At 45.7% G+C, this 23,159-nt stretch carries 27 protein-coding genes; 24 read left to right on the forward strand and 3 right to left on the reverse strand.

The window, feature by feature from the left end:
* Positions 1-68 precede the first annotated feature (68 nt).
* The gene (locus tag IGK85_RS00485; protein ID WP_008376632.1) at positions 69-461 is read right to left on the reverse strand and encodes a YbaN family protein; all 393 of its coding nucleotides are present in this window, start codon (positions 459-461) and stop codon (positions 69-71) included.
* A gap of 172 nt (positions 462-633) precedes the next feature.
* On the opposite strand from IGK85_RS00485, the gene IGK85_RS00490 reads away from it, so the two are divergent.
* Positions 634-1,443, forward strand: coding sequence for an aldo/keto reductase family protein (locus IGK85_RS00490; protein WP_008376631.1), 810 nt, complete (start codon positions 634-636; stop codon positions 1,441-1,443).
* 283 nt (positions 1,444-1,726) lie between these two features.
* Positions 1,727-3,772 (forward strand): methyl-accepting chemotaxis protein, encoded by a 2,046-nt coding sequence (locus IGK85_RS00495; protein WP_008376630.1) that lies wholly within the window; start codon positions 1,727-1,729, stop codon positions 3,770-3,772.
* A gap of 146 nt (positions 3,773-3,918) precedes the next feature.
* On the opposite strand, the gene IGK85_RS00500 is transcribed toward IGK85_RS00495, so the two are convergent.
* Positions 3,919-4,683 carry an OmpA/MotB family protein gene (locus tag IGK85_RS00500; RefSeq protein ID WP_008376629.1) on the reverse strand — a complete coding sequence of 255 codons (765 nt, stop codon included), beginning with the start codon at positions 4,681-4,683 and terminating at the stop codon, positions 3,919-3,921.
* A 13-nt stretch (positions 4,684-4,696) separates the two neighbouring features.
* Positions 4,697-5,461: a flagellar motor stator protein MotA gene (motA, locus tag IGK85_RS00505; RefSeq protein ID WP_005232810.1), complete on the reverse strand. Its 765-nt coding sequence runs from the start codon at positions 5,459-5,461 to the stop codon at positions 4,697-4,699.
* A 620-nt stretch (positions 5,462-6,081) separates the two neighbouring features.
* On the opposite strand from motA, the gene flgB reads away from it, so the two are divergent.
* From flgB to IGK85_RS00615, 22 genes are all read left to right on the forward strand, one after another.
* Positions 6,082-6,441, forward strand: a complete 360-nt coding sequence (gene flgB / locus IGK85_RS00510) for a flagellar basal body rod protein FlgB (protein WP_034872092.1) — start codon at positions 6,082-6,084, stop codon at positions 6,439-6,441.
* A gap of 21 nt (positions 6,442-6,462) precedes the next feature.
* The gene (gene flgC, locus IGK85_RS00515; protein ID WP_005232807.1) at positions 6,463-6,879 is read left to right on the forward strand and encodes a flagellar basal body rod protein FlgC; all 417 of its coding nucleotides are present in this window, start codon (positions 6,463-6,465) and stop codon (positions 6,877-6,879) included.
* 7 nt (positions 6,880-6,886) lie between these two features.
* On the forward strand, positions 6,887-7,210 hold the full coding sequence (fliE, locus tag IGK85_RS00520; protein WP_008376627.1) for a flagellar hook-basal body complex protein FliE: 324 nt from the start codon (positions 6,887-6,889) through the stop codon (positions 7,208-7,210).
* Positions 7,211-7,237: 27 nt separating this feature from the next.
* Entirely contained in the window at positions 7,238-8,860 is a 1,623-nt protein-coding gene (gene fliF, locus IGK85_RS00525; RefSeq protein ID WP_050790974.1) for a flagellar basal-body MS-ring/collar protein FliF, read from the forward strand.
* 10 nt (positions 8,861-8,870) lie between these two features.
* On the forward strand, positions 8,871-9,875 hold the full coding sequence (gene fliG, locus IGK85_RS00530; RefSeq protein WP_005226586.1) for a flagellar motor switch protein FliG: 1,005 nt from the start codon (positions 8,871-8,873) through the stop codon (positions 9,873-9,875).
* On the forward strand, positions 9,859-10,617 hold the full coding sequence (locus tag IGK85_RS00535) for a hypothetical protein (RefSeq protein WP_008376626.1): 759 nt from the start codon (positions 9,859-9,861) through the stop codon (positions 10,615-10,617). The genes fliG and IGK85_RS00535 overlap by 17 nt, the downstream gene beginning before the upstream one ends.
* Complete coding sequence (gene fliI / locus IGK85_RS00540; protein ID WP_008376625.1) at positions 10,614-11,966, forward strand: flagellar protein export ATPase FliI; 1,353 nt, start codon at positions 10,614-10,616, stop codon at positions 11,964-11,966. The genes IGK85_RS00535 and fliI overlap by 4 nt, the downstream gene beginning before the upstream one ends.
* Before the next feature lie 22 nt (positions 11,967-11,988).
* Positions 11,989-12,408 carry a flagellar export protein FliJ gene (gene fliJ / locus IGK85_RS00545; RefSeq protein WP_005232789.1) on the forward strand — a complete coding sequence of 140 codons (420 nt, stop codon included), beginning with the start codon at positions 11,989-11,991 and terminating at the stop codon, positions 12,406-12,408.
* A gap of 64 nt (positions 12,409-12,472) precedes the next feature.
* Positions 12,473-13,810 (forward strand): flagellar hook-length control protein FliK, encoded by a 1,338-nt coding sequence (locus IGK85_RS00550; protein WP_005232788.1) that lies wholly within the window; start codon positions 12,473-12,475, stop codon positions 13,808-13,810.
* Positions 13,811-13,822: 12 nt separating this feature from the next.
* The gene (locus IGK85_RS00555; RefSeq protein WP_003129052.1) at positions 13,823-14,254 is read left to right on the forward strand and encodes a flagellar hook capping FlgD N-terminal domain-containing protein; all 432 of its coding nucleotides are present in this window, start codon (positions 13,823-13,825) and stop codon (positions 14,252-14,254) included.
* On the forward strand, positions 14,251-14,613 hold the full coding sequence (locus tag IGK85_RS00560; RefSeq protein WP_005232787.1) for a hypothetical protein: 363 nt from the start codon (positions 14,251-14,253) through the stop codon (positions 14,611-14,613). The genes IGK85_RS00555 and IGK85_RS00560 overlap by 4 nt, the downstream gene beginning before the upstream one ends.
* 78 nt (positions 14,614-14,691) lie before the next feature.
* Positions 14,692-15,588: a flagellar hook-basal body complex protein gene (locus IGK85_RS00565; protein ID WP_005232786.1), complete on the forward strand. Its 897-nt coding sequence runs from the start codon at positions 14,692-14,694 to the stop codon at positions 15,586-15,588.
* Positions 15,589-15,623: 35 nt separating this feature from the next.
* The gene (locus tag IGK85_RS00570) at positions 15,624-15,821 is read left to right on the forward strand and encodes a flagellar FlbD family protein (RefSeq protein ID WP_005226609.1); all 198 of its coding nucleotides are present in this window, start codon (positions 15,624-15,626) and stop codon (positions 15,819-15,821) included.
* An 11-nt stretch (positions 15,822-15,832) separates the two neighbouring features.
* Entirely contained in the window at positions 15,833-16,336 is a 504-nt protein-coding gene (locus IGK85_RS00575; RefSeq protein ID WP_008376623.1) for a flagellar basal body-associated FliL family protein, read from the forward strand.
* A 14-nt stretch (positions 16,337-16,350) separates the two neighbouring features.
* Positions 16,351-16,716, forward strand: a complete 366-nt coding sequence (locus IGK85_RS00580; RefSeq protein WP_008376622.1) for a flagellar biosynthetic protein FliO — start codon at positions 16,351-16,353, stop codon at positions 16,714-16,716.
* Positions 16,713-17,477 (forward strand): flagellar type III secretion system pore protein FliP, encoded by a 765-nt coding sequence (fliP, locus tag IGK85_RS00585; protein ID WP_005232783.1) that lies wholly within the window; start codon positions 16,713-16,715, stop codon positions 17,475-17,477. Before IGK85_RS00580 ends, fliP begins: the two co-directional genes overlap by 4 nt.
* A 25-nt stretch (positions 17,478-17,502) precedes the next feature.
* A complete protein-coding gene (fliQ, locus tag IGK85_RS00590; RefSeq protein WP_005232782.1) occupies positions 17,503-17,766 on the forward strand; it encodes a flagellar biosynthesis protein FliQ in 264 nt (87 codons plus the stop codon).
* 12 nt (positions 17,767-17,778) lie between these two features.
* Positions 17,779-18,528: a flagellar biosynthetic protein FliR gene (fliR, locus tag IGK85_RS00595; RefSeq protein ID WP_005232781.1), complete on the forward strand. Its 750-nt coding sequence runs from the start codon at positions 17,779-17,781 to the stop codon at positions 18,526-18,528.
* A 30-nt stretch (positions 18,529-18,558) separates the two neighbouring features.
* Positions 18,559-19,626: an EscU/YscU/HrcU family type III secretion system export apparatus switch protein gene (locus tag IGK85_RS00600; RefSeq protein ID WP_005232780.1), complete on the forward strand. Its 1,068-nt coding sequence runs from the start codon at positions 18,559-18,561 to the stop codon at positions 19,624-19,626.
* A gap of 19 nt (positions 19,627-19,645) precedes the next feature.
* A complete protein-coding gene (flhA, locus tag IGK85_RS00605; RefSeq protein ID WP_005232779.1) occupies positions 19,646-21,721 on the forward strand; it encodes a flagellar biosynthesis protein FlhA in 2,076 nt (691 codons plus the stop codon).
* Positions 21,722-21,751: 30 nt separating this feature from the next.
* Positions 21,752-22,459, forward strand: coding sequence for a sigma-70 family RNA polymerase sigma factor (locus IGK85_RS00610; protein ID WP_008376618.1), 708 nt, complete (start codon positions 21,752-21,754; stop codon positions 22,457-22,459).
* Entirely contained in the window at positions 22,456-23,157 is a 702-nt protein-coding gene (locus IGK85_RS00615) for a flagellar hook-basal body protein (protein ID WP_008376616.1), read from the forward strand. The genes IGK85_RS00610 and IGK85_RS00615 overlap by 4 nt, the downstream gene beginning before the upstream one ends.
* Positions 23,158-23,159 lie beyond the last annotated feature (2 nt).

The following is a 23,159-nucleotide window of genomic DNA, read 5'->3' on the forward strand; positions in this document are numbered from 1 at the left end:
ATACACCGCAGTCCACTAGCAAGGTTCGCTTGCTTGGTGGATTACGGCGTGCTCGTTTAGCGTCGTACTTACAGGGGCTGATCCGTTTTTTGGATCGCAGGTTTGCGTCCTTTTAAATACCAAGTGATCCCAATGACATGGGCGAGGTAGATGGCAGCGAGGACGAAACGTACCAGCAGATTGGAGATCAATAGTGCAGGAATTACAAAAACTATCAGCATCATGGCAAACATCCGGAGCATTCCTTTGGTGCTCAGCTGTTTTTGTACGAGTGGTTTTTCAATGTATTTTTGATAATTTTCTGATTGAACCAAGCGTTGATAATAGGTATCGGAACTCCGCAGCCAGAAATAAGCCGTCAGCAAGTAAAAGACGGTTGTAGGTAAGAAAGGCAAAAATATTCCTAAAGTACCTAAACCGAATGTCAGTGATCCACAAAGAAAAAACAGTGTTTTTTTCAAAAGTAACCCTCCTTATTTGGGTGTTTCGTATCTTACCCTCAGTATAACGGAGGAGGGGCTGCTTGAACATGCGTTTTGTGCTTTTCCCCGTTTTTTAGCGGCAATAAGAGTTTTTCTTCCCCTTACTCCTGCTTTTTTGATAGACTAGAAACAACACAAAGGGGGAAGCAGCATGGAAACGATTGAATTGAATACCGGCATTCAGATTCCAGTGATCGGCAGCGGGACGAATACATTTGGGAAAGAAAACCGAGAATACCAAGGTGCGATCAATGATGATACGATAGAGCTATTGACTGCCATCAAGCTTGGGTATCGGCATTTTGATACGGCGATTTCTTACCGCAACGAAGCCGTGGTTGGCAAAGCCATCAAGGAAAGCGGGATTGACCGCAGCGAATTTTTCCTGACTTCTAAGATTCCTGGCAAACCAGAGCATACGCAAGATGCAGCTGCCGTGAAAGCGTCTGTCGAAGCGAGTTTAGCAGCCTTGCAGACGGAATCGATCGATCTTTATTTGATCCATCATCCGTGGGACAACTTGGCAGAGATCGCCGCTGTCTGGGCGGTTCTTGAGGCTTATGTCGATAAAGGAGTCTTAAAAGCGATCGGGGTGTCCAATTTCCAAGAAGAAGAACTCAGCTATTTATTGGCAAACAGTCGGATCAAACCAGCGGTCAATCAGATCGAATCGCATCCAGGCAAGTGGAATGATGCGATCATCTCGTATTCCTTAGACAATCAGGTAGTTCCAGAAGCCTGGGGTCCGCTTTCCCGGATTTCGGAAGCGGCACGGGAAACCTTGACCCAAATCGGGGAAGCGCATCAAAAAAACTGGAGCCAAGTGGTCTTGCGTTACCAAATCGAGCGTGGGGTGATCGTGATTCCGAAATCCCATTCAGAAAAACATCAAGCCGAAAATTTAGCGCTCTTTGATTTCGCTTTGACGGCGGAAGAAAAAGCCGTCATCAAAGAATTATAGGCAATAGAAGCGGTCCTATTAAAGGGACCCTACAGCCAGTGCGGAAACTTCCGTGCTGGCTATTTTTATGCAGTCGTAACGCTCCTTGATGACTGAGGAGCTTTTCTATTCGTTACAACAGCAACCGTAAGCCTTAGCAAAAAAGAAAATGCGCTTGCAGCCGTTTCTGACAATGAATCCTCTTAAATATTCAAAGAAATGACCGATTATCCTTACTAAGGGTCGTCTACGGACGAGTCTTCAGTGGATCGTGTGAAATTGGAAATGAAGGAGTGGCACAGTTGTGAAAAAAAGAAAAAAGACGATAGGAATTTATGTGATGATCACCTTGATGCTGGTTGCGGGGATCCCGATCATTGTCATGCTGACAAGTTCCTATCTAACCACCAAGAACTTATTGATTGAACGAAATGATTTGAACAAAGAAAGTGCCGTCAATTTGATCTTGGCAGAAGAAAAGAGTTTGCGCCGATCGACGGAAAGCAAATTGAAATCAATGGCTGAACTGCCAGCGATGAAAACAGAATTCAGCATGGGACGTATCCGTTCAGATCTTTCTTTAGCGATTGCTGGGAGCAACAGCTTCTTAGCAGTAACTTTTGGGACAGAAGATGATGAGTATGTGACCTTCAATCCCTTACCGGATGACTATAAACCCACAATTCGGCCGTGGTACAAAGGGGCTGTAAAAGCCGAAGGAGAAGTGTATTGGACAGCACCTTATTTAGATACGGTGTCGAATCAATTTGTGACGTCGGCTTCGATCCGGGTCAAAAATTCCCATAATCAAGTGGGGGTTTTAAGCGTCGATGTTTCCTATGAAAGCATTCAAAACATCTTGTCTTCCTTTACCGTGGGGCGGACTGGGAATGTCACCTTAGTTTCAGAATCTGGGGTCATCGTGACCTCAAAAAATACCAAGCAAATCGGTAAGAATATCAAAGAAGAAGAAGTGTTCCAAAAAATCAAAGAAGCCAAAGATCCGACAGGCATGGTTGGTTTAGGCGACTCGAATAAAGTCAATGATGTGTTGTATGACAAGTCTGCTGATTCCAATGTTTGGGCGTACTCCGAAGTCAAAGCTAGTGATCTAGACAAAGAGTTAGGAGCGTTGGTCCGTACCACCATTATCGTTACGATCTTGATGCTGCTCTTTGTAGGACTGGTTTCTTATGCCGCGATCAAAGTAGTCGCAGCAATCATCGATTGCTTCAATCGCTACTTTAGAAAAGTCGGTGAAGGCAAACTAGAGAAGATGAGCAAAACCAAAAGAGCCAAAGGCGAAAAATGGACATGGGATCAATGGGCACGCCGAGTTGTTTATCCAGACAAAGCAGGCAATGAGATCCAGCAAATGGCGGACAATTACAATGTGATGATCGAAGGCACGGGTGCATTGATCCAAAAAGTACAAAAAGAAAGCAACAGTGTCGCAGGAATGTCGGATTCTTTATTAGAATTGTCAAAACAAACCAATATTGCGACAGAAGAAGTCTCTCAAACCATTACGGGTATTGCTGAAGTGACCGGTGCTCAAGCCCAAGAAACAGAATACAGCGTGTCTCAAATGCAAAACCTTTCGCAAGTCGTGAAAGAATTACGAGAAAATGTTGGCGGCATGAGCAGCAAGTCGCAAGAATCTACGAAGATCAATCAAGAAAACTTAACGATCATGGATCAAGTCGATGACAGTTGGCGACAAGAGTTGGCACAGATGGAGCGCTTGATGTCGAATATGACGGGAATGAATGATAGTATCCAAAATATCAACTCGATCATTGGGGTCATCAACGATATTTCTTACCAAACCAACTTGCTAGCCTTGAATGCATCGATCGAAGCCGCAAGTGCTGGCGAGTCTGGCAAAGGCTTTGCCGTCGTGGCTGCTGAGATCCGTAAATTGGCGGAACAAAGCAAAGCTTCTACCAAAGAAATCGAAGCGATCATTGAAGAAATTCGTGAGCAGTCTAGTCAAATGGTCAAACAAACGTCGGCGTCTGTCAAAGGCGGCGTTCGCCAAACCAACTTGATCAAAGAAGCGATCTCATCTTCAAAAGAAGTTTTCCAACGCAGCAGCTATATGATCGAAGGCATCCATCATATTGAAGCAGCCAGTGCCCGTATCGAAAATATTCAAAACAGTGTACTGGAAAACTTAGAAAACATTTCCGCATCAACGGAAGAAAATGCCGCTGGCACACAAGAAGTTTCCGCAAATGCAGAAGAAGTCTTGGCAACCATGGATGAATTTACCAACCATGTGGCAGACCTCAGAGACATTGCAGAAGAGTTGAAGCGATTGACCAATCGTTTTGAAGTGGAGAAATAAATCAAGCAAAAAAATCACTCATCAGCTATTCGCAAGAATGGCTGATGAGTGATTTTTGTTTGTTGAGGAGGAGACTACAAAAAAGCCAAGACGAATGTTGCTCATCTTGGCTTTTCATAATGATATTTATAAAACCTTATTACGGGCTATTGTGTCGTTTCGGTCCGCTGGATGATCATCTCCACGCGGCGGTTTTCCGAGCGGCCTTGTGGGGTGTTGTTATCGGCTTTCGGTTCGGTATCGGCAAAGGCTTGGATGGCAGCATTTTTTTCTAAAACGGCGCCTTTGCTGATGAAGTATTCCATAACGGTAATCGCACGAGCGGAACTAAGATCCCAGTTAGATTGGTAGCGGCCATTGCCTTTTTCCGGTACGTTATCGGTATGCCCGGCGATCACGATTTTGTTGGCTTTTAGTTTTTTCAGTGAGTCCGATAGTAGATCCAGTGACTGACGAGTGGTGTCCGTGATCTCGGCGCTACCAGAGGCAAACAAGATGCTGCTGGCTAGCGTGATATGCAAGCCATCGGATTCCAAGCGGACTTCTGTCTGGTCTTTTAAGCCAGAAGCGGCGAGTTCTTGTGACAGCTGGTCGCTGATTTTTTCTAGCTGCTGATTTTCCAGTTGGGTCCGGACCGCTGCTTCTTGCGCTTGTGCTTCGGCAGAAGTGGCGGCTTTTTTTCGCGGCGTGGTCTCGCCCATATCGATCACTGACCCGATGACGGAGGCGTTGCTGTGGTGGCTGGAAAGGATGGTGCCGAATTCGCTTCGGATTTCTTGAAACTTCTCATCATCGACTTTCGCCATGGCAAACATGACGATGAATAAGGCCAGCAGCAAGGTCAACATATCCGAGTAAGGCAAAAGCCACGCTTCGTCTACATGTTCTTCATGTTTCTTTTTTCGCTTCATGTCGCTTCACCCTTTATAATTGTTCTTGCCGTTTTTTCGGATCGATCAAGCTGTATAATTTTTTCTCAATACTTTTCGGCGATTGTCCGGCTTGGATCGCTAAGACTCCTTCAACGATGATCGACATCATTTGGACTTCTTGCTCCGATTTCAAAGTTAATCGTGAGCTAAAAGGAATGAACAGCACATAACCGAAGAAAATACCATAAAGGGTCGCCACAAAAGCCGCCGAGATCATATGACCCAGTGCTTCTACATCCTCTAAATTGCCTAGCGCCCCTATCAGCCCGATCACGGCTCCTAACACCCCTAAGGTCGGGGAACTCGTGCCGGCGGTTTTAAAAATAGCCGAGCCGATGCGATGCCGTTCTTCGATCCCATAGATCTCATTTTCCATGATTTCTTGGATCTGTTCGGCAGCGATGCCATCCACCACCATTTCCAAGCCCTTTTTTAAAAAAGGATCTTCTAAGTTTTGGATAGCACCTTCAAGAGATAGTAGGCCATCGCGCCGAGCTTGGTTAGCTAATTCAACGATGGTATTGATGGTTGTTTTTAAGTCGTATTCTTTATTTTTCAGCAGAACGCCGAAGATCTTCGGGATTTTTTTGATATCACTGCTGGGAAATGAATTGATAACGGCTGCGATCACACCGACGAAAATGATAATCGCGGCTGCCGGATTGATCAAAACGGCCACATTGGCACCTTTTACAATCATCCCAACCACCACAGATATCAATCCTAAAATAATACCGATCAGCAAGAAAAAATCCATTTGTTGCGTCCTCCTAAATTCTATTTCCAGGTTTTAAACCCTCATTTATTTTATCGGTGAATTAAAATCATTCTTAATAGCAAAAAAAAATAATCCAAAAAATAACTAAAATAAATTTTCTGTTTCTCCTTTTTTTGTTCTTTTTTTGACAAGTTTCGTCAAATTGTTGAAATGGTACAGCTTGCAATTTTTGTGAATATTTATAGATGGTACCGTTTTTTTTCGTGAAGCGCTTCTCAGGGTTTGTCATGTCATCAGGCACAAATGAAAATTTTTTAATCAATTTTTCGAATAATGCTTGTTTTTTTATCAAAAAACTGATTTTGATCAAAAGGCATAGATATGCTTGTAAAACGCTTTATATCGATCGTTTGCTTTTTATAACTGGGGACGAAATTGCGATGAAACAGTGTTTAACAAATAACATAACACGTCTGTAACTTAAATGTCATATCCGTAAAGTTGCAAAAATCAAATTGTAAAATAAAAATAATTCTACTATAATGACATCACGTCTTCTTGTTTTTTTAATCTATAACAAAAAAATAAATAAATATATTTGTTTCTGTTCCATCGATGAAAAAAACGTTTGGTACAGAAGGTGGAAGGAGCAATTATTGTTGGATACCTATGATTTATTAAAAACAGCTATGAACGTTTCTGCACAACGCGCAGAATTGATTTCGTCTAATATCGCCAATGTCAACACGGATGGGTACAAAGCAAAACGCATCGTGTTTGAAAGCGAATTAAAGCAGGCACTCGCTTCGTCAGGGACCGACGCTGTAACAGAAGCGTCAGTTTCTCAAGTAAAACCGAAAATCACTGAAAATGCAACTACCAGTATCAAAGACAACGGCAATAACGTGGATCTTGAGGTAGAGATGTTGGATCAAGCAGCCAATGGGTTGTATTACAGTGCATTGACCGCACAAGTCAACGGACGCTTGCAAATGATGAACCTTGTCTTGAGTAATTGATAGAAAGCGCAGGAAAAACAAATGGGTATATTTAACGGACTAACGATCAACGCGAGCGGTCTAGCATTGGAACGGTTAAAACTAGATACGATCTCCAGCAATATCGCAAATGTAAATACAAATCAAACACAAACAACCGCGGCTTATCAAAAAAAGAGTATTCTTTTTTCAGAAAATTTAAAAAATAGTCGTGAAGGAACACCGGCTACATACGGTGTCAAAGTGACGGGGATCGCTGCCGATGAGACGGAAAAACTGACCTATGATCCTACCAATCCCGCTGCCAACGCTGAGGGATATGTCGGTCAATCAAATGTGGATATTGCCGATGAAATGGTGGCAATGTTGCAAGCGGTTCGAACGTACGAAGCCAATGTTTCTGCTTCAGAAATGAATAAAACAATCTTGAAAAAAGCATTAGAAATATCAAAGGGGTAACGAGAAAATGGATGGACTTTTAACGACAGGATTAACAGACTACCAAAACGTTTTGCGGACACTAGGCACGGGGGCTACTTCAAAAGAGACTAGTGTTGTGGGCACCAAGGAAAACCAGTTTTCTTCCTACTTGATCAATGCGGTCGATCAGTTGAATCAAAAAACGGCGGTCATGGATCAAGATACTGTCAATTTGATCACCGGCGATGAAAGCGATCTAGGCAATGTGATGATTCGCATGACGGAGGCGCAATTGGCGCTACAAACAGCCGTTCAAGTACGAAACAAGTGTTTAGAAGCTTACAATGACGTGAAAAATATGCAGTTTTAGCAGTGGGTGAGGGAATAAGAATAAATGATGGATAAAGTGAAAGAATGGACAGAACAACTCAAAGACCGTTGGCAAATGCAAAGCTCTTTAAAGAAAATGATCGTTGTTCTTTCCGTTATCAGCGTTCTCGGAATCACAGCAGCTGTTTATTATTTAAATACGCGAATTGAATACGGTATCTTGTTTACGGATCTAAGCGATGCCGATGCGGGAACGATCAGCAAGGATTTGGATGAACAGCAGATCGCCTACAAATTAGCCGACAATGGGACGACTATTTTGATCGATAAGGACCAAGTCGATGAATACCGCATCAATCTTGCCGTGGACAATAAGTTACCAAATACCAGTACAGGCTTTGAATTATTTGATGATGCCAACATGATGACAACGGATGAAGACCGCAAAATCATGTATCAGCGGGCAGTAACGGGCGAACTACAGCGAGCAATCGAGTCGATCGATGCGGTCAAATCCGCCAAAGTTTTACTCGTGATGCCAGAAGAAAGTGTCTTTTCTTCGGAGGAAAGTGCGCCGACGGCCTCTATCGTGTTGTCCTTGAAAAATCAGCAAATCTCAGACGAGTCCGTGCAAGGGATCGTTACCTTGACTTCCGGCGCAGTGGAAAAGCTGAAGCCTGAAAATGTAAAAGTCGTTGATAGCGCGGGCAATACGTTGACTAGAACCGAAGATGAAGCCAGTCAATTAAGTGGCTTAAACAATAAATACATTGCCATCAAAGATTCCTATGAAAAAACGCTAGAAGAAAAAGTAGCGAAGTTGCTGACACCGATCTATGGTGCAGACAAATTCCAAGTGTCGATCAATTTAGACTTGAATTTTGATTCGATCGAGCGGAAGAAAGTCACTTATGATGACCCAGAGATCAAGAGTGAAACAGTGCAGGCTGCTGGTTCGCAAGGGACCGTCCAAGAAGCCCAAACAGGGACTGTGGATGACAATGTCTCCAATGTGACGGGCACGGACGGAGAGGGGAACAATTCCTACAGTCGCTCCGTTGAAAATGAATTGGATACCGAGACCACTACGACCATTACGGCTCCTGGCATGATCGAACGAATGACCAGCTCAATCGTGATCAATGCGAACCTTTCGCAAGCGGATCAAGCAGAATTGCAGCAGTTGATTGCTAGCGCCGTCGGCTATGACAATGATCGTGGCGATCAAATTGCGATCCAAGGGTTTGACTTTGCCCAAGCAGAGGTTGATCCAGCCGCTGATCCTCAAGGGAATGAACAGATTGCAGCTGCCAAAGGTTATGTCAAGTATGCCATCATCGGCGGTATCGTGTTGACCTTGTTCTTGGTGATCTTAATGATCGTTGGCGTGATCCGACGCCGACGCAAAGAAGACGAGTTGGAAGTGGATGTGACGGATGAAATGGTCACTTTTGCACAACCATCCGCTGCTAGCATCGGAGCGAGTAACCCGGTTGCACAAGAAGTCGTTTTTGGCGGTGTCGGTAACCGGTCTGCTGAAACGAAACCAGCGGTGCCAGAAGCATCCACACAAGAAGCCACAGCAGAACATACAGGAGAACCAACATTGGATCAAACGGCTAGAAATTATGCCGAAAGCAATCCTGAAGTAGCGGCGGAATTGATCAAAGCTTGGATGAAAGAAAAATAAGGGGGCAGCCATGGATACAATAGACGGGGTAAAAAAAGCAGCGATTCTTCTGATTTCTCTAGGATCAGATACCTCTGCAAAGATCATGAAGCTGCTGCCAGAATCATTTATACAAAAAGTGAGCTATGAGATCGCCAACATCGACTTTGTCAGTCCCGAAGAGCGGGATCAAGTGTTGGAGGAATTTTCTCATACCGCAACGGCCCGCAAATATGTCTTAGACGGCGGGATCGATTATGCCAAAAATTTGCTGAACCAAGCATTAGGCCCTCAAAAAGCCAAAGAAGTCATTGACGTATTGACTCAGATTCAGCTGCGGGAACGGCCCTTTAATATCGCTCGCAAAGCCGATGTTCAACAGTTGACCAATCTGTTGATCGGCGAACATCCACAAACGGTAGCGTTGATTTTGTGCTACATGCAGCCGGACAAAGCGGCCAGCGTCTTGTCACAGTTTCCCGATCATTTGCAAGTGGAGATCGCTGAACGGATCGGGACGATCTCCAGTACGTCGCCTTTGGTGATCGAACGGATTGAAAAAGTGATCGAGAACAAATTCTCGAATTACATTGAGAACGATACGGAAAATGTCGGTGGTGTGCATACACTGGTAGAAATCTTGAACTCAGTCAGCCGCAGTACTGAAAAGAACATTTTGAACGACTTGGAAAAGCGGCAACCGGAACTATCCAACGAAGTGAAATCAAGCTTGTTTACTTTCGAGGATATCGTGACCCTCGATCGCTTGGATGTTCAAAAAGTCTTGCGAGATGTTCAAAACGATGTCTTAGTCTTAGCGCTTAAAGGCACGACCGACGACATCAAGAACTTTATTTTCTCCAACCTCTCATCACGGGCGGTGGAAAATCTGCAAGAAGAAATTCAATTTATGGGTCCTACCCGCTTGTCTGCTGTAGAAGAAGCCCAACAAAGTGTGGTGGCTGTGATTCGACGGCTAGATGAAACCGGTGAGATCTACATCGGAAGGGGCGACCAAGATGCAGTGGTCAAATAGCAGTTTATTGAAGCAGCAGGCGGTCAAAACGACTGAAGCTGCTCGCAGTATTTTGACGGATACGACCATCAAAGCGCCGATTGAGAAACCGAGCTTAGACCCAGAACTGCAAGCGGCTAGACGTGCACGCCAGTTGGAGCAGGAACGGCATCTGCAGCAAATGGAAGCCTTGAAACAGCAAATCTTGACCGATGCACAAGCGCAAGCGACGCAAATTCTAGCAGAAGCGAGAACGGAAGGCTTTCAAGCAGGACAAGCAGACGGCTTTCAACAAGGCTATCAAGAAGGACTCAATGCCAGCAAAGAAGCCGCGCAAGCATTGATGACACAAGCCCAAGCCAATGTCGCTGAAGCCGTTTCTGAAATCAACACCTTTCGCTCAGAGAAAAAGCAAGAAATGATCGCTTACGGCACGGCAATCGCCGAAGCCTTGATCAATCAACGTTTTACAGACGAGCAAGCAGGCTTCCTGCCTTTTGTGGAGTCTGTGCTATGGCAATTTGAACAACCCGATCAATTTGTGACTATTCGCAGCCAAGAGCAGCATCTTGCAGGGTTGCGAGAATTGTTGGAAACCAAAAAACAGACGATCAGCGGGTTTCGCTATTTACTCATGGCAGATGACGGCTTGGCGGAACACGATTTTTGTATCGAATCTGAAAATGCCTTGGTGGTTTTTGAACTGAGGGAAGAAATCGCTCGCTTTTTGAGCCAATTTTTAGAAAGCAGTGTGAAGGAATGACGTTTGAATTACCGATCACAGCGCTGCGCAAAACAGCGCAAGCACAGCCGTTCTTTACCACTTACGGCAAAGTCAGCGAAGTCGTAGGTCTGCTGATCAAAGTCGAAGGGTTGTCGGTTTTCATAGGAGAAATCTGTGAAGTCGCACTGCAAAACAAGACACATACAGCTTTAGCCGAAGTCGTGGGCTTTGTGAAAAAAACCGTGCTCCTGATGCCCCTTGATCAGCTAGAAGGCATCGGACCGGGCTGTTTAGTGCGGCCAACTGGCAAATCGTTGACGGTAAAAATCGATGATACGCTGCTAGGGCACACCTTAGATGGACTAGGGCGACCGTTAGATATGGCGCTGGATCTGGAAACTGCGTCAGAATATCCAGTTAGTCAAGATTCTCCTGACCCCTTTCGTCGTCAAAAAATCGCTGAGATCATGCCGACAGGTGTCCGGGCGATCGATGGTCTCTTGACCGTCGGCCTTGGCCAACGGATCGGCATTTTTGCTGGCAGCGGGGTCGGTAAGAGTACCTTATTGGGGATGCTGGCTCGTTATTGCGAAGCAGATGTCATCGTGATCGGCTTGATCGGCGAGCGAGGACGAGAAGTCAAAGAATTTATTGAAAATGATCTAGGCCCAGAAGGCTACCGCAAGTCGGTCGTTGTCTGTGCTACCTCCGATATGCCACCCCTTGTACGACTAAAAGGGGCTCATGTGGCAACGGCGATCGCTGAGTATTACCGCGATCAAGGCAAGAAAGTCGTATTGATGATGGATTCGGTGACCCGTTTTGCGATGGCGCAGCGGGAGATCGGTTTATCAACAGGTGAACCACCGACGACCAAAGGCTATACCCCTTCTGTGTTTACAGCTTTACCGAAGTTGTTAGAGCGCAGTGGGATGTCTGACAAAGGCTCGATCACTGCCTTTTATACCGTCTTGGTAGAAGGTGATGACATGAATGAACCGATCGCTGATGCGGTGCGGGGGATTCTTGACGGTCATATTCTGTTGTCACGGAAAATCGCCGCTCAAAATCATTATCCTGCCATCGATATTCAAAACAGCCTCAGCCGTTTGATGAAGACCCTCGTTTCTGAGGAACAGCATGAACATGCGGGGGAACTAAAAGAAAACATGGCCGTTTATGCAGAGGCCAAGGATTTGATCGATATCGGTGCTTACAAAAGCGGCAGTAATGCGTTGACCGACCAAGCGATCGCGTTGCATCACCCCATCCTACGGTTTTTACAGCAAAAAGTGGATGAGCGGATCCCATTTGAACAAACGATTTTTGAATTGGCGCATTTGTTCAGTGAAGAAGCGCTGATCGAGCGCCAGCGTTCGACCATGTAAAACAGATCATAAAGGAGCAACCATGCAAGCATTTCACTTTTCCTTAGAAAAAGTATTGGATCACCGAAAAACCATTGAGCAAGAAGCCAAACGAGCGTACGCCCAAAAACAGCAATTGTTGATTCAGCAAGAACAGCACCTGAACACGCTGGCACAGGAAAAAGCCCAGCTTTTTGATGTCAATGAAATGACCATTGGGCGGATGCAAGTGCAGCAACGCTATTTGCTTGCTTTGAATGCCACCATCGATGAGGTTCAGAACAAAATGTTTCACGTGAAGCAAGAATTGGCAGAGTCTTTATCGGTAGTGGTAGAAGCGCAGCAGGAACGCAAGATCGTGGAAAAACTGCGAGAAAAACAATTTGCTGAATACACCTATGAACAGCAATTGGAAGAGCAAAAACAATTGGATGAGTTCGGCAATCGCGCCTTATTTTCTTAAAGAACTAATGTTTTAGTGATGAGATGACCTTGGTTTTAAAGCATCAGCTGAGAGGAGGTGAACAATGAAAGAGATCACAACAAGTGCCGCAACCGCTGTACCTGTCGGTAGCAAATCAAAAAAGATGGAGGCGTCACCAGAGGTCTTCAGTTTGATGATGCGACAGCTGACAGTTCAAGCAGGCAGCAACCTGCCAGCCCCTATCGAAACATCAGGGATGACGGAGCAAATCGCCGCCGCACCAGAAATGGGTACGGCCAGCAGTATGGAACATCTGCCGCAGGAGTCAGAAATCACTTCAGCAGCTGAACAATCTGCAACGACGCAAGCGCCAGAAATGAGCCAGATCAGCCAGACACCTTTTGCAGGCTTGGTTCAGGAAGCGGCACAGGCATCAATGGTAACGACGGAGCAGAACCAAACAAGCGCCACAGCAGCTTTAGCACCAATAGACGTAGCCACCACAGTCATCGACCCCTCCGAGTCTACGCTTGAAGGTCTGGATTTGATGACAAATGACAGAAGTGAAGCCGCAGCACCAACGCTTGAAACGCCTTTGCCAGAAGACTTAGTAGGCGAAGAGCAGTCCACGGCAAAAGGGATCGCGACTTTCAAGGAAATCGATTCAGTAACAAAAGCCGCGATTGCGCAGACGACAGAAGCACAGCTGAAACAGTCCACCGAAGGGACCGCTCAATTGGGCCAAACGGGACCATTGGATCAAGTGTCGCCAGTGACCCACCAAGCGACGGATACGACTAGCACCTTGCAAAGCACGAAGGAAACAGTCGCCAAAAATACGGAAGCTGTTTCTGCACAAGCCATTGCTTTTTCGGCAGTAACCGACAATGAAATGGCGACACCAGCACTGCAACTGCTTGATGTTTCTCCCCTTTTGAGCAAGCAAGGACTAGCGCCAACAAAAGCGAGTATGGAGCAAGCGGCTCTGCCCTTAGCAAAAGCGACTGCCCAACTCGTCCAAACGAGCAGCACGTCAAGCGAGAAAAAAATCACGTTGCAATTCGTTCCCGAGAAATTAGGCACGATCCAGCTTTCTCTAGAAACGAATGCCCAAGGCAGCCGCTTAGAACTGACCGTTCAGCAGCCGCAAGCCAAAGAATTATTGCTGTCCATCAAGCATGAGCTAGAGCAAGTTTTGCAAAAGCAAGAGCAGCCGATCCTAGCAATCAAAGAACCTACGTTAGCTTCTGTCCAGCAGGCTGGTCCGCTGTCAAATCAATCCTTTGCCGGCAGTATGATGGCAAGTGACAGTCAGTTAAACCAACAGCGTTTTTTACAGGCTCAAAAAGGACAAAGCAAAAAGCCATTTCATCAAAGCAATACGGTTGAAGAAGAGCAGCAATTAGCACCGATCGATCATGCGATCAGTATTTTAGTGTAAAGGAGGAGACCTATGGCAGATGAAATTACAGCAGCTGCGGCCGGTATTGCCAATACATCGGCATTAACGCAAACAAAAAAATCTTCAGATATCTCCATGGATGATTTTTTGAAGATCTTAGCAGCATCTATGAGCAACCCATCGATGGGAGGCAGCGATTCTTCTGGTGGTGGTAGCACCGACTATATCTCGCAACTGGTTCAATTTACGACCTTAGAGAGCTTGAATGAATTGAGCGAAACGTTGACGACCTCGGTGATTTTACAGCAACAGCAGCAAGCTTTTAGCTTGATCAATAAACAAGTCACTCTGATGGACGGCACAGAAACATTGTCAGGAACCATCGAAAAGGTCCGCTTTGCCAATGGCTACGCCACGATCGTCGTAAATGGCAAAGAATACAGTATGAGTGCGATCCAAGAGATTGGCGGCGAAGCAAAATGAGTTTGACGATTCAACAGGGGCTGCAAAAAGTTGCCGGGGAGCCTTATCAAAATCCCCGCAAAGCCGTGGACAAACAAGCCTTCTCTTCAATGCTTGAACAAAAACAAAACGACATCAAAGTCTCGCACCATGCGCAAAAGCGTTTGACCGCAAGGGAATTGACCTTACAAGACGATGATTACCAATCCCTTTCAACGGCGCTTAGCGAGCTAGCGGAAAAAGGCAGCAAAGAATCACTGCTTGTTTACAAAGATATGGGCTTGATCGCCGATGTCCATTCACGAACCATCATTACGGCGATGGGGATGAATGAGCTTCACACCGTCACCAATATTGACAGCGCCACATTTATCAAATAGCAGCTGGACTGAAAAGGGGCTGCAAGTATTTTCTGAATGACAGAGGAAAATACGTCAACCATAAGGAGGAAAATAAGCATGTTACGATCATTATATTCAGGTGTCAGTGGAATGAAAAATCTTCAAACGAAAATGGACGTGGTTTCAAATAATATCGCCAACGTCAATACGGTTGGGTTCAAATCAAGTCGAGTCCTTTTCCAAGACATGATGAGCCAAACGATGTCTAACGCAACTGCACCAGGCAACGGCTTAGGCGGGATCAATGCAACGCAGATCGGTTTAGGGGTTCAGACGGGCTCCATCGATACCATCAATACAGTCGGTGCCCCGCAATCGACTGGCCGCAGCATGGATTTTTATATCAGCGGACAAGGCTACTTTATGGTACAAGGACCAGGAGCAAATGGCGAAACCTATTACACACGAGATGGCGCATTTGTTCGCGACAGCAACGGAACCTTGACCAATAGTGATGGGATGCAAGTCTTAGGTCGTTCAGTCAATGGCGGTCAACCAGTTGTCTATGATGACAACTTTGATGAAAACACGGCATTGAGCGGACAAGGTGCGGTATCTCCCTTGTCGATCCCAAGCACACTGACCGTCAATGGGGAAACCTTGACCTATAACTCCATGGCAATCGATGCCAATGGCTTAGTGTTGGCAAAATACGGCAATCAAACCTTTGTGATGGGAAAAGTCGGTGTCGCAACCTTCAATAACCCAGAAGGCTTAGAAAAAGTCGGCGGCAACAACTATATCCAAACCAGCAACTCAGGAAATGCGATCGTTGCAGGCCCCGGCAATAATGGAGCGGGAACGCTGCAAGCAGGTGCCTTGGAAATGTCGAATGTCGATCTTTCGACAGAATTTACCGAAATGATCATTGCGAGCCGTGCCTATCAAGCAAATTCAAGAAGTATTACGACTTCTGATGAAATGCTGCAAGAATTATTGAATCTAAAACGTTAAGAACGTGACGCTTCATCATTGAGAGGAGTTTGACCATGATTCTAGTGACCGCATTGAATGGCAAGCCATTCTATTTAAATCCAACATTGATTTATCGGATCGAAGAAATGCCGGATACATTGATCACACTGACAGACGGCAAAACCTTAGTGGTGACGGAAGCTGCGCAAGAAGTTGCGCAGCGGGTGATCGAGTATCATACGGTGATCCATTCGAACCAAGTGAAAACGTAAGGGTGGGAAAGATGGCAAAAGAAGAAAAAGTACCAAAAGCAGAAAAAGAGAAAAAAGGCTTGAACATGGTTGTTTTACTGCCGATCCTCTTGATCGTGGTAGTCGGCGGCAGTATAGGCGGAACCTTAGTGACGAATCACTTTTTGACGGGGGAAAAAACAGCAGCTGCTGAAACAGCAAAAGACAGCAGCAAAATCTCCTCAGACGAAGCGATCGTGGCATTGGATGAATTTTTAGTCAATCTGGCAAAAGAAGACAACCAAGAGCAGCAATACATGAAGGTCAATTTATCGATTTTAGTGGCGGATGAGGAAAAAAGCGCGGAAGCCACGAAAAATGTGGCTGTCATTCGTGACAGCGTCGTAAACTTATTGCGCCAACAAAAGGCCAGCGGTATTTTGAGCTCCGCCGAAAGTGTACCGAATTTAAAAAAAGCATTGAAAGAAACAATTAATCAGGAATACGGATCAGAAATCGCCAAGGATGTTTATGTGACGGATTTAGTGATCCAATAGAAAGAGGCATGTTGATGGAAACATTTTTATCGCTGGTCAAAATGATTGGGTTTTTGCTGCTTATTCTTTATTTGATCAACATTAGTTTGAAATATTTGAATCGTTACACGAACCAGCACAATCACCAGTTGCGTATTTTGCAAAAAATCGCCGTCAGCAAGTCGTCTTCGATCGGGATCGTCCAAATCATGGACAAATGTTACGTCATGAGCTTTTCTGAACAGCAAAATCAGATCATCAAAGAGTTGACGCAAGAAGAAACGGCCGCTTTTTTACAGCAAAGCCTAGAAAGCACCCAAGTGCAAGCTGGCAAAGATTTTTCTGAATGGCTAAACAAAGCCAAGGCGGAAATTGCTGGAAAACGAGGCAAGCAAAAATGAAGATCAAAGGCAGAGATATCAAGATCATGGCTGCGGTCCTTTTCAGCAGTCTGATGCTTCCGCAGACGGCATTTGCGCTAGACACGGAAGACGTCAGTTCCACCATCAACAATTTATTGTCGAATGGGAATGGCTCAAGTGATACGATCAATACTTTCTTGTTGCTGACGCTGCTTTCCCTTTTACCAGTCTTGCTGATCATGATGACTTCTTTTACTCGTATCATCATGGTTTTGTCCTTTGTGCGCAGTTCGTTAGGTACACAGCAAAACCCGCCCAATCAAGTGTTGATCGGGTTGGCCTTATTCTTGACATTTTTTATTATGAAACCTGTGTATACCGACGTCTACCAGCAAGCGATCGAACCGTTTGATCGACAAGAGATCAGCCAAGCCGAAGCCTTTGACCGTTCAGAAAAACGGATCAAGGCCTTTATGATGGTACAGACACGGGAAAAAGACATTGCCTTGTTTGCGGAAGCTGATGGGGAGACCGAAAAGTATCATTCTTCTGACGATGTTCCTCTGACCGTTATGGTACCGGCGTTTATTATCAGTGAATTACGAACGGCTTTCAGTATCGGCTTTTTGATTTTTATTCCCTTTTTGATCATTGATCTGGTCGTCTCTAGTATCTTGATGTCGATGGGGATGATGATGCTGTCGCCGATCATGATCTCACTGCCCTTCAAGATCTTACTTTTTGTTTTAGTGGATGGCTGGTATCTGATCGTGGAGTCGCTGATCAAGAGCTTTCAATAGCCGCTAAGAAAGGAGCCAAGAGGAAATGACAGTAGAAATGGTACTTGATGTGCTAAGGGAAGCCTTTCTTCGAATTCTAGCGATATCTGGCCCCGCCTTATTGGTCGGCATGCTCGTTGGATTGGTGATCAGTATTTTTCAAGCCACTACCCAAATCCAAGAACAAACGTTGAGCTTTGTGCCGAAACTATTAGCGATTTTTTTGACTTTGATCTTAGCGGGAAATTTTATGCTGAATCTCTTGTTGAATTTTACCGAAATGATCTTCAAAATGATTGCGGCAATGTAAGGAGGAAACCTGATGGCGCCGATTCAAGCGACGGTGTTGATTTTTTGTCGAATATTGGCGTTTGTTGTCCTTTGTCCGATCTTCTCACAGCAAAATTTTCCGTCACTGGCAAAAATCGTGATCGGCATGGCGTTGACGGTCCTATGTCTGCCGACGGCACCTGCAATTCCCGAGCTTTCCCTCTTTATGCTGACGGTTTTCGTCATCAAAGAAGTACTGTTTGGGATGGCGATGGGCTATTTGAGCCAGCTGGTCTTTACCGGTGTGGAAATTGCGGGCCAATTGATCGACTTTCAAGTAGGCTTTTCGATGGCGCAAGCCTATGATCCGACGTTGCAAATCGCCTCTTCCCAGTATGGCAAAACGTACTATTGGCTGACGATCGCTGTGTTTTTTGGTCTTGATCTGCATCATCGACTGATCACAGCACTGCTGTTGTCTTTTCGGATCGTGCCCTTAGGCTCTGTGGTGATCCAAGGCACGACGGTTGAAGGCATCGTCAAACTTTTCAGCCAAATGATGGTGATGGCAGTCAATCTTGCGGCACCAATGATCATTGCACTACTGTTGGTGGACCTCGTGCTAGGTGTGATCTCTCGTTCGATCCCCCAGATCAATATTTTGATGATGAGTCTCTCGATGAAAACTGCCATCAGTTTTGTGGTGTTTCTCTTGCTATTACCCAATGTCCTTTCGTACTTAGGCAAACACTTGCCAGATACGGTCCGCTACTTGCAGGAGTTTATCGAGTCCTTTCAATAAAGTAACAGGCAACCAGCAGGAGGTGAGAAGATGGCAGAAAAAGATGGCAAAACCGAGCTACCCAGTGCCAAGCGGCTGCGGGATGCCCGCAAACGCGGGGAGGTACCTAAGACCCAGGAATTAGCAGCTGCTGTTTCGCTGCTGGTCTTCTCATTTTTGATCCTGTCTTTATGGCAGTTTTTCGCCGCTTCTTTTTTGCCTTATTTTTCCCAAAGTTTGGCGCAGCTGGCTGATTATCAAACCAGTTTGGCGGATCTGCCAAAACTGGGGGTGCAGAGTATCTTGCTGCTGCTTTTGTTGTGTGCGCCCGTCTTTCTGGTTGCGCTCGGAGTCGGGCTTATCACGAATTATGCCCAAGTCGGTCTGTTGTTTTCCGGCAAGGCCATTAAACCAGATTTTAAAAAGCTGAACCCCATCAGCGGGATCAAGCAGCAATTCAGTTTGCGCTCGTTGATGAATTTAGGCAAAACATTGGCGAAATTCGGCGTGATCGTCTACTTGTGCTATCAACAATTTTTAGCCGCCGTCCCTGTTTTACTGGGTTTGAGTGAAGTGGGGTTGGAAAAAACGATCCTGTTCATGCTGCTGCGGGCCAAAGAATTGTTTTTACAGATCTCGATTTTCTTGATCATTTTAGCCGTAGTCGACTACGGCTACCAGCGCTATAGCCATCGTAAGAACTTGATGATGAGCAAGCAGGAAGTCAAAGAAGAGTTCAAGCAAATGGAAGGTGATCCGCAAGTCAAAGCACAGCGCAAAGCGAAGTACCGTGCGATGACCCAAAATGCCATCGCCAACGTCAAAGAAGCGACGGTTTTGATCACCAATCCGACCCACTTCGCCATTGCGATTCGTTACGATGCCAGCAGTGAAGGGGTGCCTCGGGTCTTGGCCAAAGGGGCAGATCAGCTGGCGCAGCGGATGAAAGCAGAAGCCCTGAAAGAAAATATCCCACAGATCGAAAACCGTGAAGTGGCACGGGCCCTTTATCGTCAAGTAGAACCCGGGGATCTGATCCCTGTTGAAATGTATGAAGCCATTGCCGAAATCATCGCTTTGGTCTATCAGTTAGAAGAAAGCCAACGCGGCAAGATTTAAGGAAACAGGAGGAACAAAAATGAATGAGGCTGCCTCAAAACCGAAAAAAGGCATTGGTCTGGCGGATATCTTAATCTCGGTGATCGTCCTAGCTATTATTGGTTTGATTATTATTCCATTACCGAGTGCATTATTAGATATTTTGATCATTATCAATTTGACGATTGCGATCAACATTTTACTGATCACCCTGTTTACCAAATCAGTGTTGGAATTCACTACGTTTCCAACCTTGCTGCTGATCACAACGATGTTTCGTTTAGGTTTGAACCTATCTTCCACTCGTTTGATCTTGACCCAAGGAAATGGCGGACACGTGATCGATGCCTTTGCCAATGTCGTTGCCGGCAGCAATTATATCGTGGGGATCATTTTGTTCGTGATCATCATGGTCGTTCAGCTAGTCGTCGTGACCAATGGTGCAGGGCGTGTCTCAGAGGTGACTGCTCGATTCACATTGGATGCGATGCCCGGCAAGCAAATGGCGATCGATTCCGACCTAAATGCCGGTTTGATCACGGAAGCGGATGCCCGCAAACGACGAAAAGATCTGCAGCGAGAAGCTGATTTCTTTGGTTCGATGGATGGTGCCAGCAAGTTTGTCAAAGGGGATGCGATCGCAGGGATCTTGATCACTGTCATCAATTTAGTCGGCGGGGCGATCATTTTCTCCATGGGGGGACAAATGACCGTCATGGAAGCCTTCGCCCAATTCGGGAAACTGGCGATCGGGGATGGCTTGGTCAGCTCGATTCCCTCTTTATTGATTTCGATTGCTTCTGGGGTGATCGTGACTCGTTCTGATAACGATAGTTCCTTTGGTTTGGATATTGCGGCAGATGTGATGCGTAATCCCCAACTGTTTCGGATCGTGGGGGCGATTCTCTTCGTCTTAGCCTTAGTTCCTGGGTTTCCTTTTGTGCCTTTTGTGTTGATTGGCTTAGGCCTTTTCGCAGCCAGCTTTCTGGTGACGCAAAAAGAAGAAAAGCAGCGAGTGGAACAAAAACAATGGGAACAAAAATTGGCACTGGAACGCAAAAAAGAAGCACAGGAAGAAGACGATTCCGTGGCTTCCTTCCAAGTGGAACCAATCTCAGTGGAAATCGGTTATGGTCTGATCCCTATCGTGGATAGTTCGATCGACAACAGCTTGATGAACCGCATCGTGGCGATCCGTAAACAGAGTGCTAGAGAATTAGGGATCTTAGTCAGTCCCGTTCGTATTCGCGACAATCTCTATTTGGATGCCAACGATTACGTGATCAAGATCCGCGGCAACGAAGTCGGCCGCGGCGATATTTACCCGAATAAAGTCATGGTGATCAGTCCGAATGAAGAGCCGTTTCCTTTTCAAGGAATCGCAACAAAAGAACCAGCCTTTCATCTGGATGCTATGTGGATCGATGAATCCGATAAGGAGATGGCGGATCTGCAAGGGTTTACGATTATCGAGCCGTTGACCGTGATCGCAACACACTTAAAAGAAATCATCTATGCCCATGCACCAGAGCTGTTAGGTCGCCAAGAAGTCAAGAAATTATTGGAGGGCATCAAAGAGCAGTACAATGTCGTGATCGATGAATTGATCCCCGATATTTTACGGCTCGGCGAGGTCCAAAAAGTTTTACAAAATTTATTGGATGAGCAAATTCCCATCAATGACTTAGCAACGATCTTAGAAACTTTAGCCGATTACGGCGTTGTCACGAAAGACGTAGAAGTTTTGACAGAATATGTCCGCCAAGCATTGAAACGGACGATCGCTGCCAAGTATGCCAATGAGAACCACGAGCTGCAAGTGGCGGTGATCCAGCCGAAACTAGAAGAAATCATCGCTCAAAGTATCCAAAAAACCGCAACTGGCTCGTACCCGGTCTTAAAACCAGATACCGTGACCAAGCTGTTGGATTCCATCAGTGGGATCCAACATGCAGCGATCGCTCAAAATATCAATTTCGTGATTCTGGCATCGCCTAAGATCCGGTTAGCATTCAAAAAAATGATCGTTTTTAATTTCCCAGATATCGCCGTTCTTTCTCTGAATGAGATTCCCAATGAAATTGCGATCGAAACGGTGGGCAGTATTGACATTTAAGCAGAATTTTCTTAGGAAGGGGCATCGCCGATGTATGAAGTCGATCGAGAAGCGGAGATCATCAAGTATCTGCCGCTAGTGGAACGGGTGGTTCAGCGCCTGTCTATCAAAACCGCCGATTATGAATCAGGCGATCTCTACAATATTGGGGTGATTGGGCTGATGGATGCCTTGCGGAAATTCGATCCCTCAAAAAAAGTTCCTTTTGAAAGCTATGCAGCGATTCGCATCAAAGGGGCTATCATTGATGAAGTACGCAAGCACGCCAAAATCTCCCGTTACAAAATGGCGGCAGTCAATCAGTTTTATCAAGCGCGGCAAGAGTTGGAGCAAAGCCTCAAAAGAGAAGCGACCGACATCGAGATCTGCAAACAGTTGGGAATCAACCAAAGTCAACTAGCGGATATTTATGAGAGTCTGCACTACTTAGCCAGCGTCTCTTTGGAAGATACCTTGTTTGCTTACCAAGAAGAAGGCATGACCTTAAAAGATATGGTTCGAGATCCTGCCGAAAATGTCGAAGAGACCTTGGTCGCTGAAGAAAAACGCACCGCCTTGGTGGCGTGCATCAAAAAATTAGGGGAACGGGAACAATTGATTTTAAGTTTGTACTATACCGAGGAACTGACGTTAAAAGAAATCGCTGAAATCTTAGAAGTCTCGATTCCACGAGTTTCACAAATTCACGGCAAAACGATTGCCAAATTGCGCACATTGATTGAGGAGGAACTGGCATGATTCGAGGATTGGATGTCTTATCACGGAACATTTCATTATTACAAAAGCGACAAGAGACGACGAGCGGCAATATTGCCAATGTCAATACAACAGGGTATCAAGCAAAAATCTTGTTCCAGTCGGCGCTAGATGAAGTGGCGCTGCATAATTACCAAAGCGGGCCCAATGCGGATACTCGTCGCGATATCGGTGGGTTGTCTTTAGGGACCCAATTGGCAGGCAGTACCATCAGTCAAGACCAAGGCGCTGTCAAACAGACGGGACAAGCCAGTGATTTTGCACTGCTTTCCGAAGGCTACTTTGTCGTTCAAAACAATGCGGGGCAGCGGTTGTATACGAGAAATGGCGACTTTACCGTCAATCAGCAGAATCAATACGTAACACAAGAAGGCTATCTTGTCTTAGGTGCCAATGGACAAGCAGTCAGCGCCTTGGGACCAGCGAACTTTCAGATCCAAACATTTCCCCCAGAAGCATTGACTACAGCTGGTCAAAACTATGTGACTAGCAACGCAGCAGGAACCACGGTGAATGCACCCGTGATCCAGCAAGGTGCCTTAGAACAAGCCAATGTAGCGGTTGCCGATGAAATGGTGGCGATGATCCAGACTTCTCGGGAATTTGAAGCCAATCAGAAAGTCTTGAGTTCAACGAATCAGACATTGCAAAAAGCGGTCAACGAATTAGGAAAGATTTGAGG

Source organism: Enterococcus sp. AZ015, from assembly GCF_050499225.1.
Taxonomy (GTDB): domain Bacteria; phylum Bacillota; class Bacilli; order Lactobacillales; family Enterococcaceae; genus Enterococcus_D; species Enterococcus_D entomosocium.

Bases quoted from the DNA above. Each gene is read 5' to 3' on its own strand.
- flgC (WP_005232807.1), top strand. From the start codon at position 6,463: ATGGGTATATTTAACGGACTAACGATCAACGCGAGCGGTCTAGCATTG.
- motA (WP_005232810.1), bottom strand. From the start codon at position 5,461: ATGGATTTTTTCTTGCTGATCGGTATTATTTTAGGATTGATATCTGTG.
- IGK85_RS00560 (WP_005232787.1), top strand. From the start codon at position 14,251: ATGAGTTTGACGATTCAACAGGGGCTGCAAAAAGTTGCCGGGGAGCCT.
- IGK85_RS00555 (WP_003129052.1), top strand. From the start codon at position 13,823: ATGGCAGATGAAATTACAGCAGCTGCGGCCGGTATTGCCAATACATCG.
- fliQ (WP_005232782.1), top strand. From the start codon at position 17,503: ATGACAGTAGAAATGGTACTTGATGTGCTAAGGGAAGCCTTTCTTCGA.
- fliF (WP_050790974.1), top strand. From the start codon at position 7,238: ATGGATAAAGTGAAAGAATGGACAGAACAACTCAAAGACCGTTGGCAA.
- IGK85_RS00615 (WP_008376616.1), top strand. From the start codon at position 22,456: ATGATTCGAGGATTGGATGTCTTATCACGGAACATTTCATTATTACAA.
- IGK85_RS00535 (WP_008376626.1), top strand. From the start codon at position 9,859: ATGCAGTGGTCAAATAGCAGTTTATTGAAGCAGCAGGCGGTCAAAACG.
- IGK85_RS00550 (WP_005232788.1), top strand. From the start codon at position 12,473: ATGAAAGAGATCACAACAAGTGCCGCAACCGCTGTACCTGTCGGTAGC.
- IGK85_RS00610 (WP_008376618.1), top strand. From the start codon at position 21,752: ATGTATGAAGTCGATCGAGAAGCGGAGATCATCAAGTATCTGCCGCTA.
- fliP (WP_005232783.1), top strand. From the start codon at position 16,713: ATGAAGATCAAAGGCAGAGATATCAAGATCATGGCTGCGGTCCTTTTC.
- fliJ (WP_005232789.1), top strand. From the start codon at position 11,989: ATGCAAGCATTTCACTTTTCCTTAGAAAAAGTATTGGATCACCGAAAA.
- IGK85_RS00580 (WP_008376622.1), top strand. From the start codon at position 16,351: ATGGAAACATTTTTATCGCTGGTCAAAATGATTGGGTTTTTGCTGCTT.
- IGK85_RS00570 (WP_005226609.1), top strand. From the start codon at position 15,624: ATGATTCTAGTGACCGCATTGAATGGCAAGCCATTCTATTTAAATCCA.
- IGK85_RS00600 (WP_005232780.1), top strand. From the start codon at position 18,559: ATGGCAGAAAAAGATGGCAAAACCGAGCTACCCAGTGCCAAGCGGCTG.
- IGK85_RS00565 (WP_005232786.1), top strand. From the start codon at position 14,692: ATGTTACGATCATTATATTCAGGTGTCAGTGGAATGAAAAATCTTCAA.
- flhA (WP_005232779.1), top strand. From the start codon at position 19,646: ATGAATGAGGCTGCCTCAAAACCGAAAAAAGGCATTGGTCTGGCGGAT.
- fliR (WP_005232781.1), top strand. From the start codon at position 17,779: ATGGCGCCGATTCAAGCGACGGTGTTGATTTTTTGTCGAATATTGGCG.
- IGK85_RS00490 (WP_008376631.1), top strand. From the start codon at position 634: ATGGAAACGATTGAATTGAATACCGGCATTCAGATTCCAGTGATCGGC.
- fliE (WP_008376627.1), top strand. From the start codon at position 6,887: ATGGATGGACTTTTAACGACAGGATTAACAGACTACCAAAACGTTTTG.
- IGK85_RS00575 (WP_008376623.1), top strand. From the start codon at position 15,833: ATGGCAAAAGAAGAAAAAGTACCAAAAGCAGAAAAAGAGAAAAAAGGC.
- IGK85_RS00500 (WP_008376629.1), bottom strand. From the start codon at position 4,683: ATGAAGCGAAAAAAGAAACATGAAGAACATGTAGACGAAGCGTGGCTT.
- fliI (WP_008376625.1), top strand. From the start codon at position 10,614: ATGACGTTTGAATTACCGATCACAGCGCTGCGCAAAACAGCGCAAGCA.
- fliG (WP_005226586.1), top strand. From the start codon at position 8,871: ATGGATACAATAGACGGGGTAAAAAAAGCAGCGATTCTTCTGATTTCT.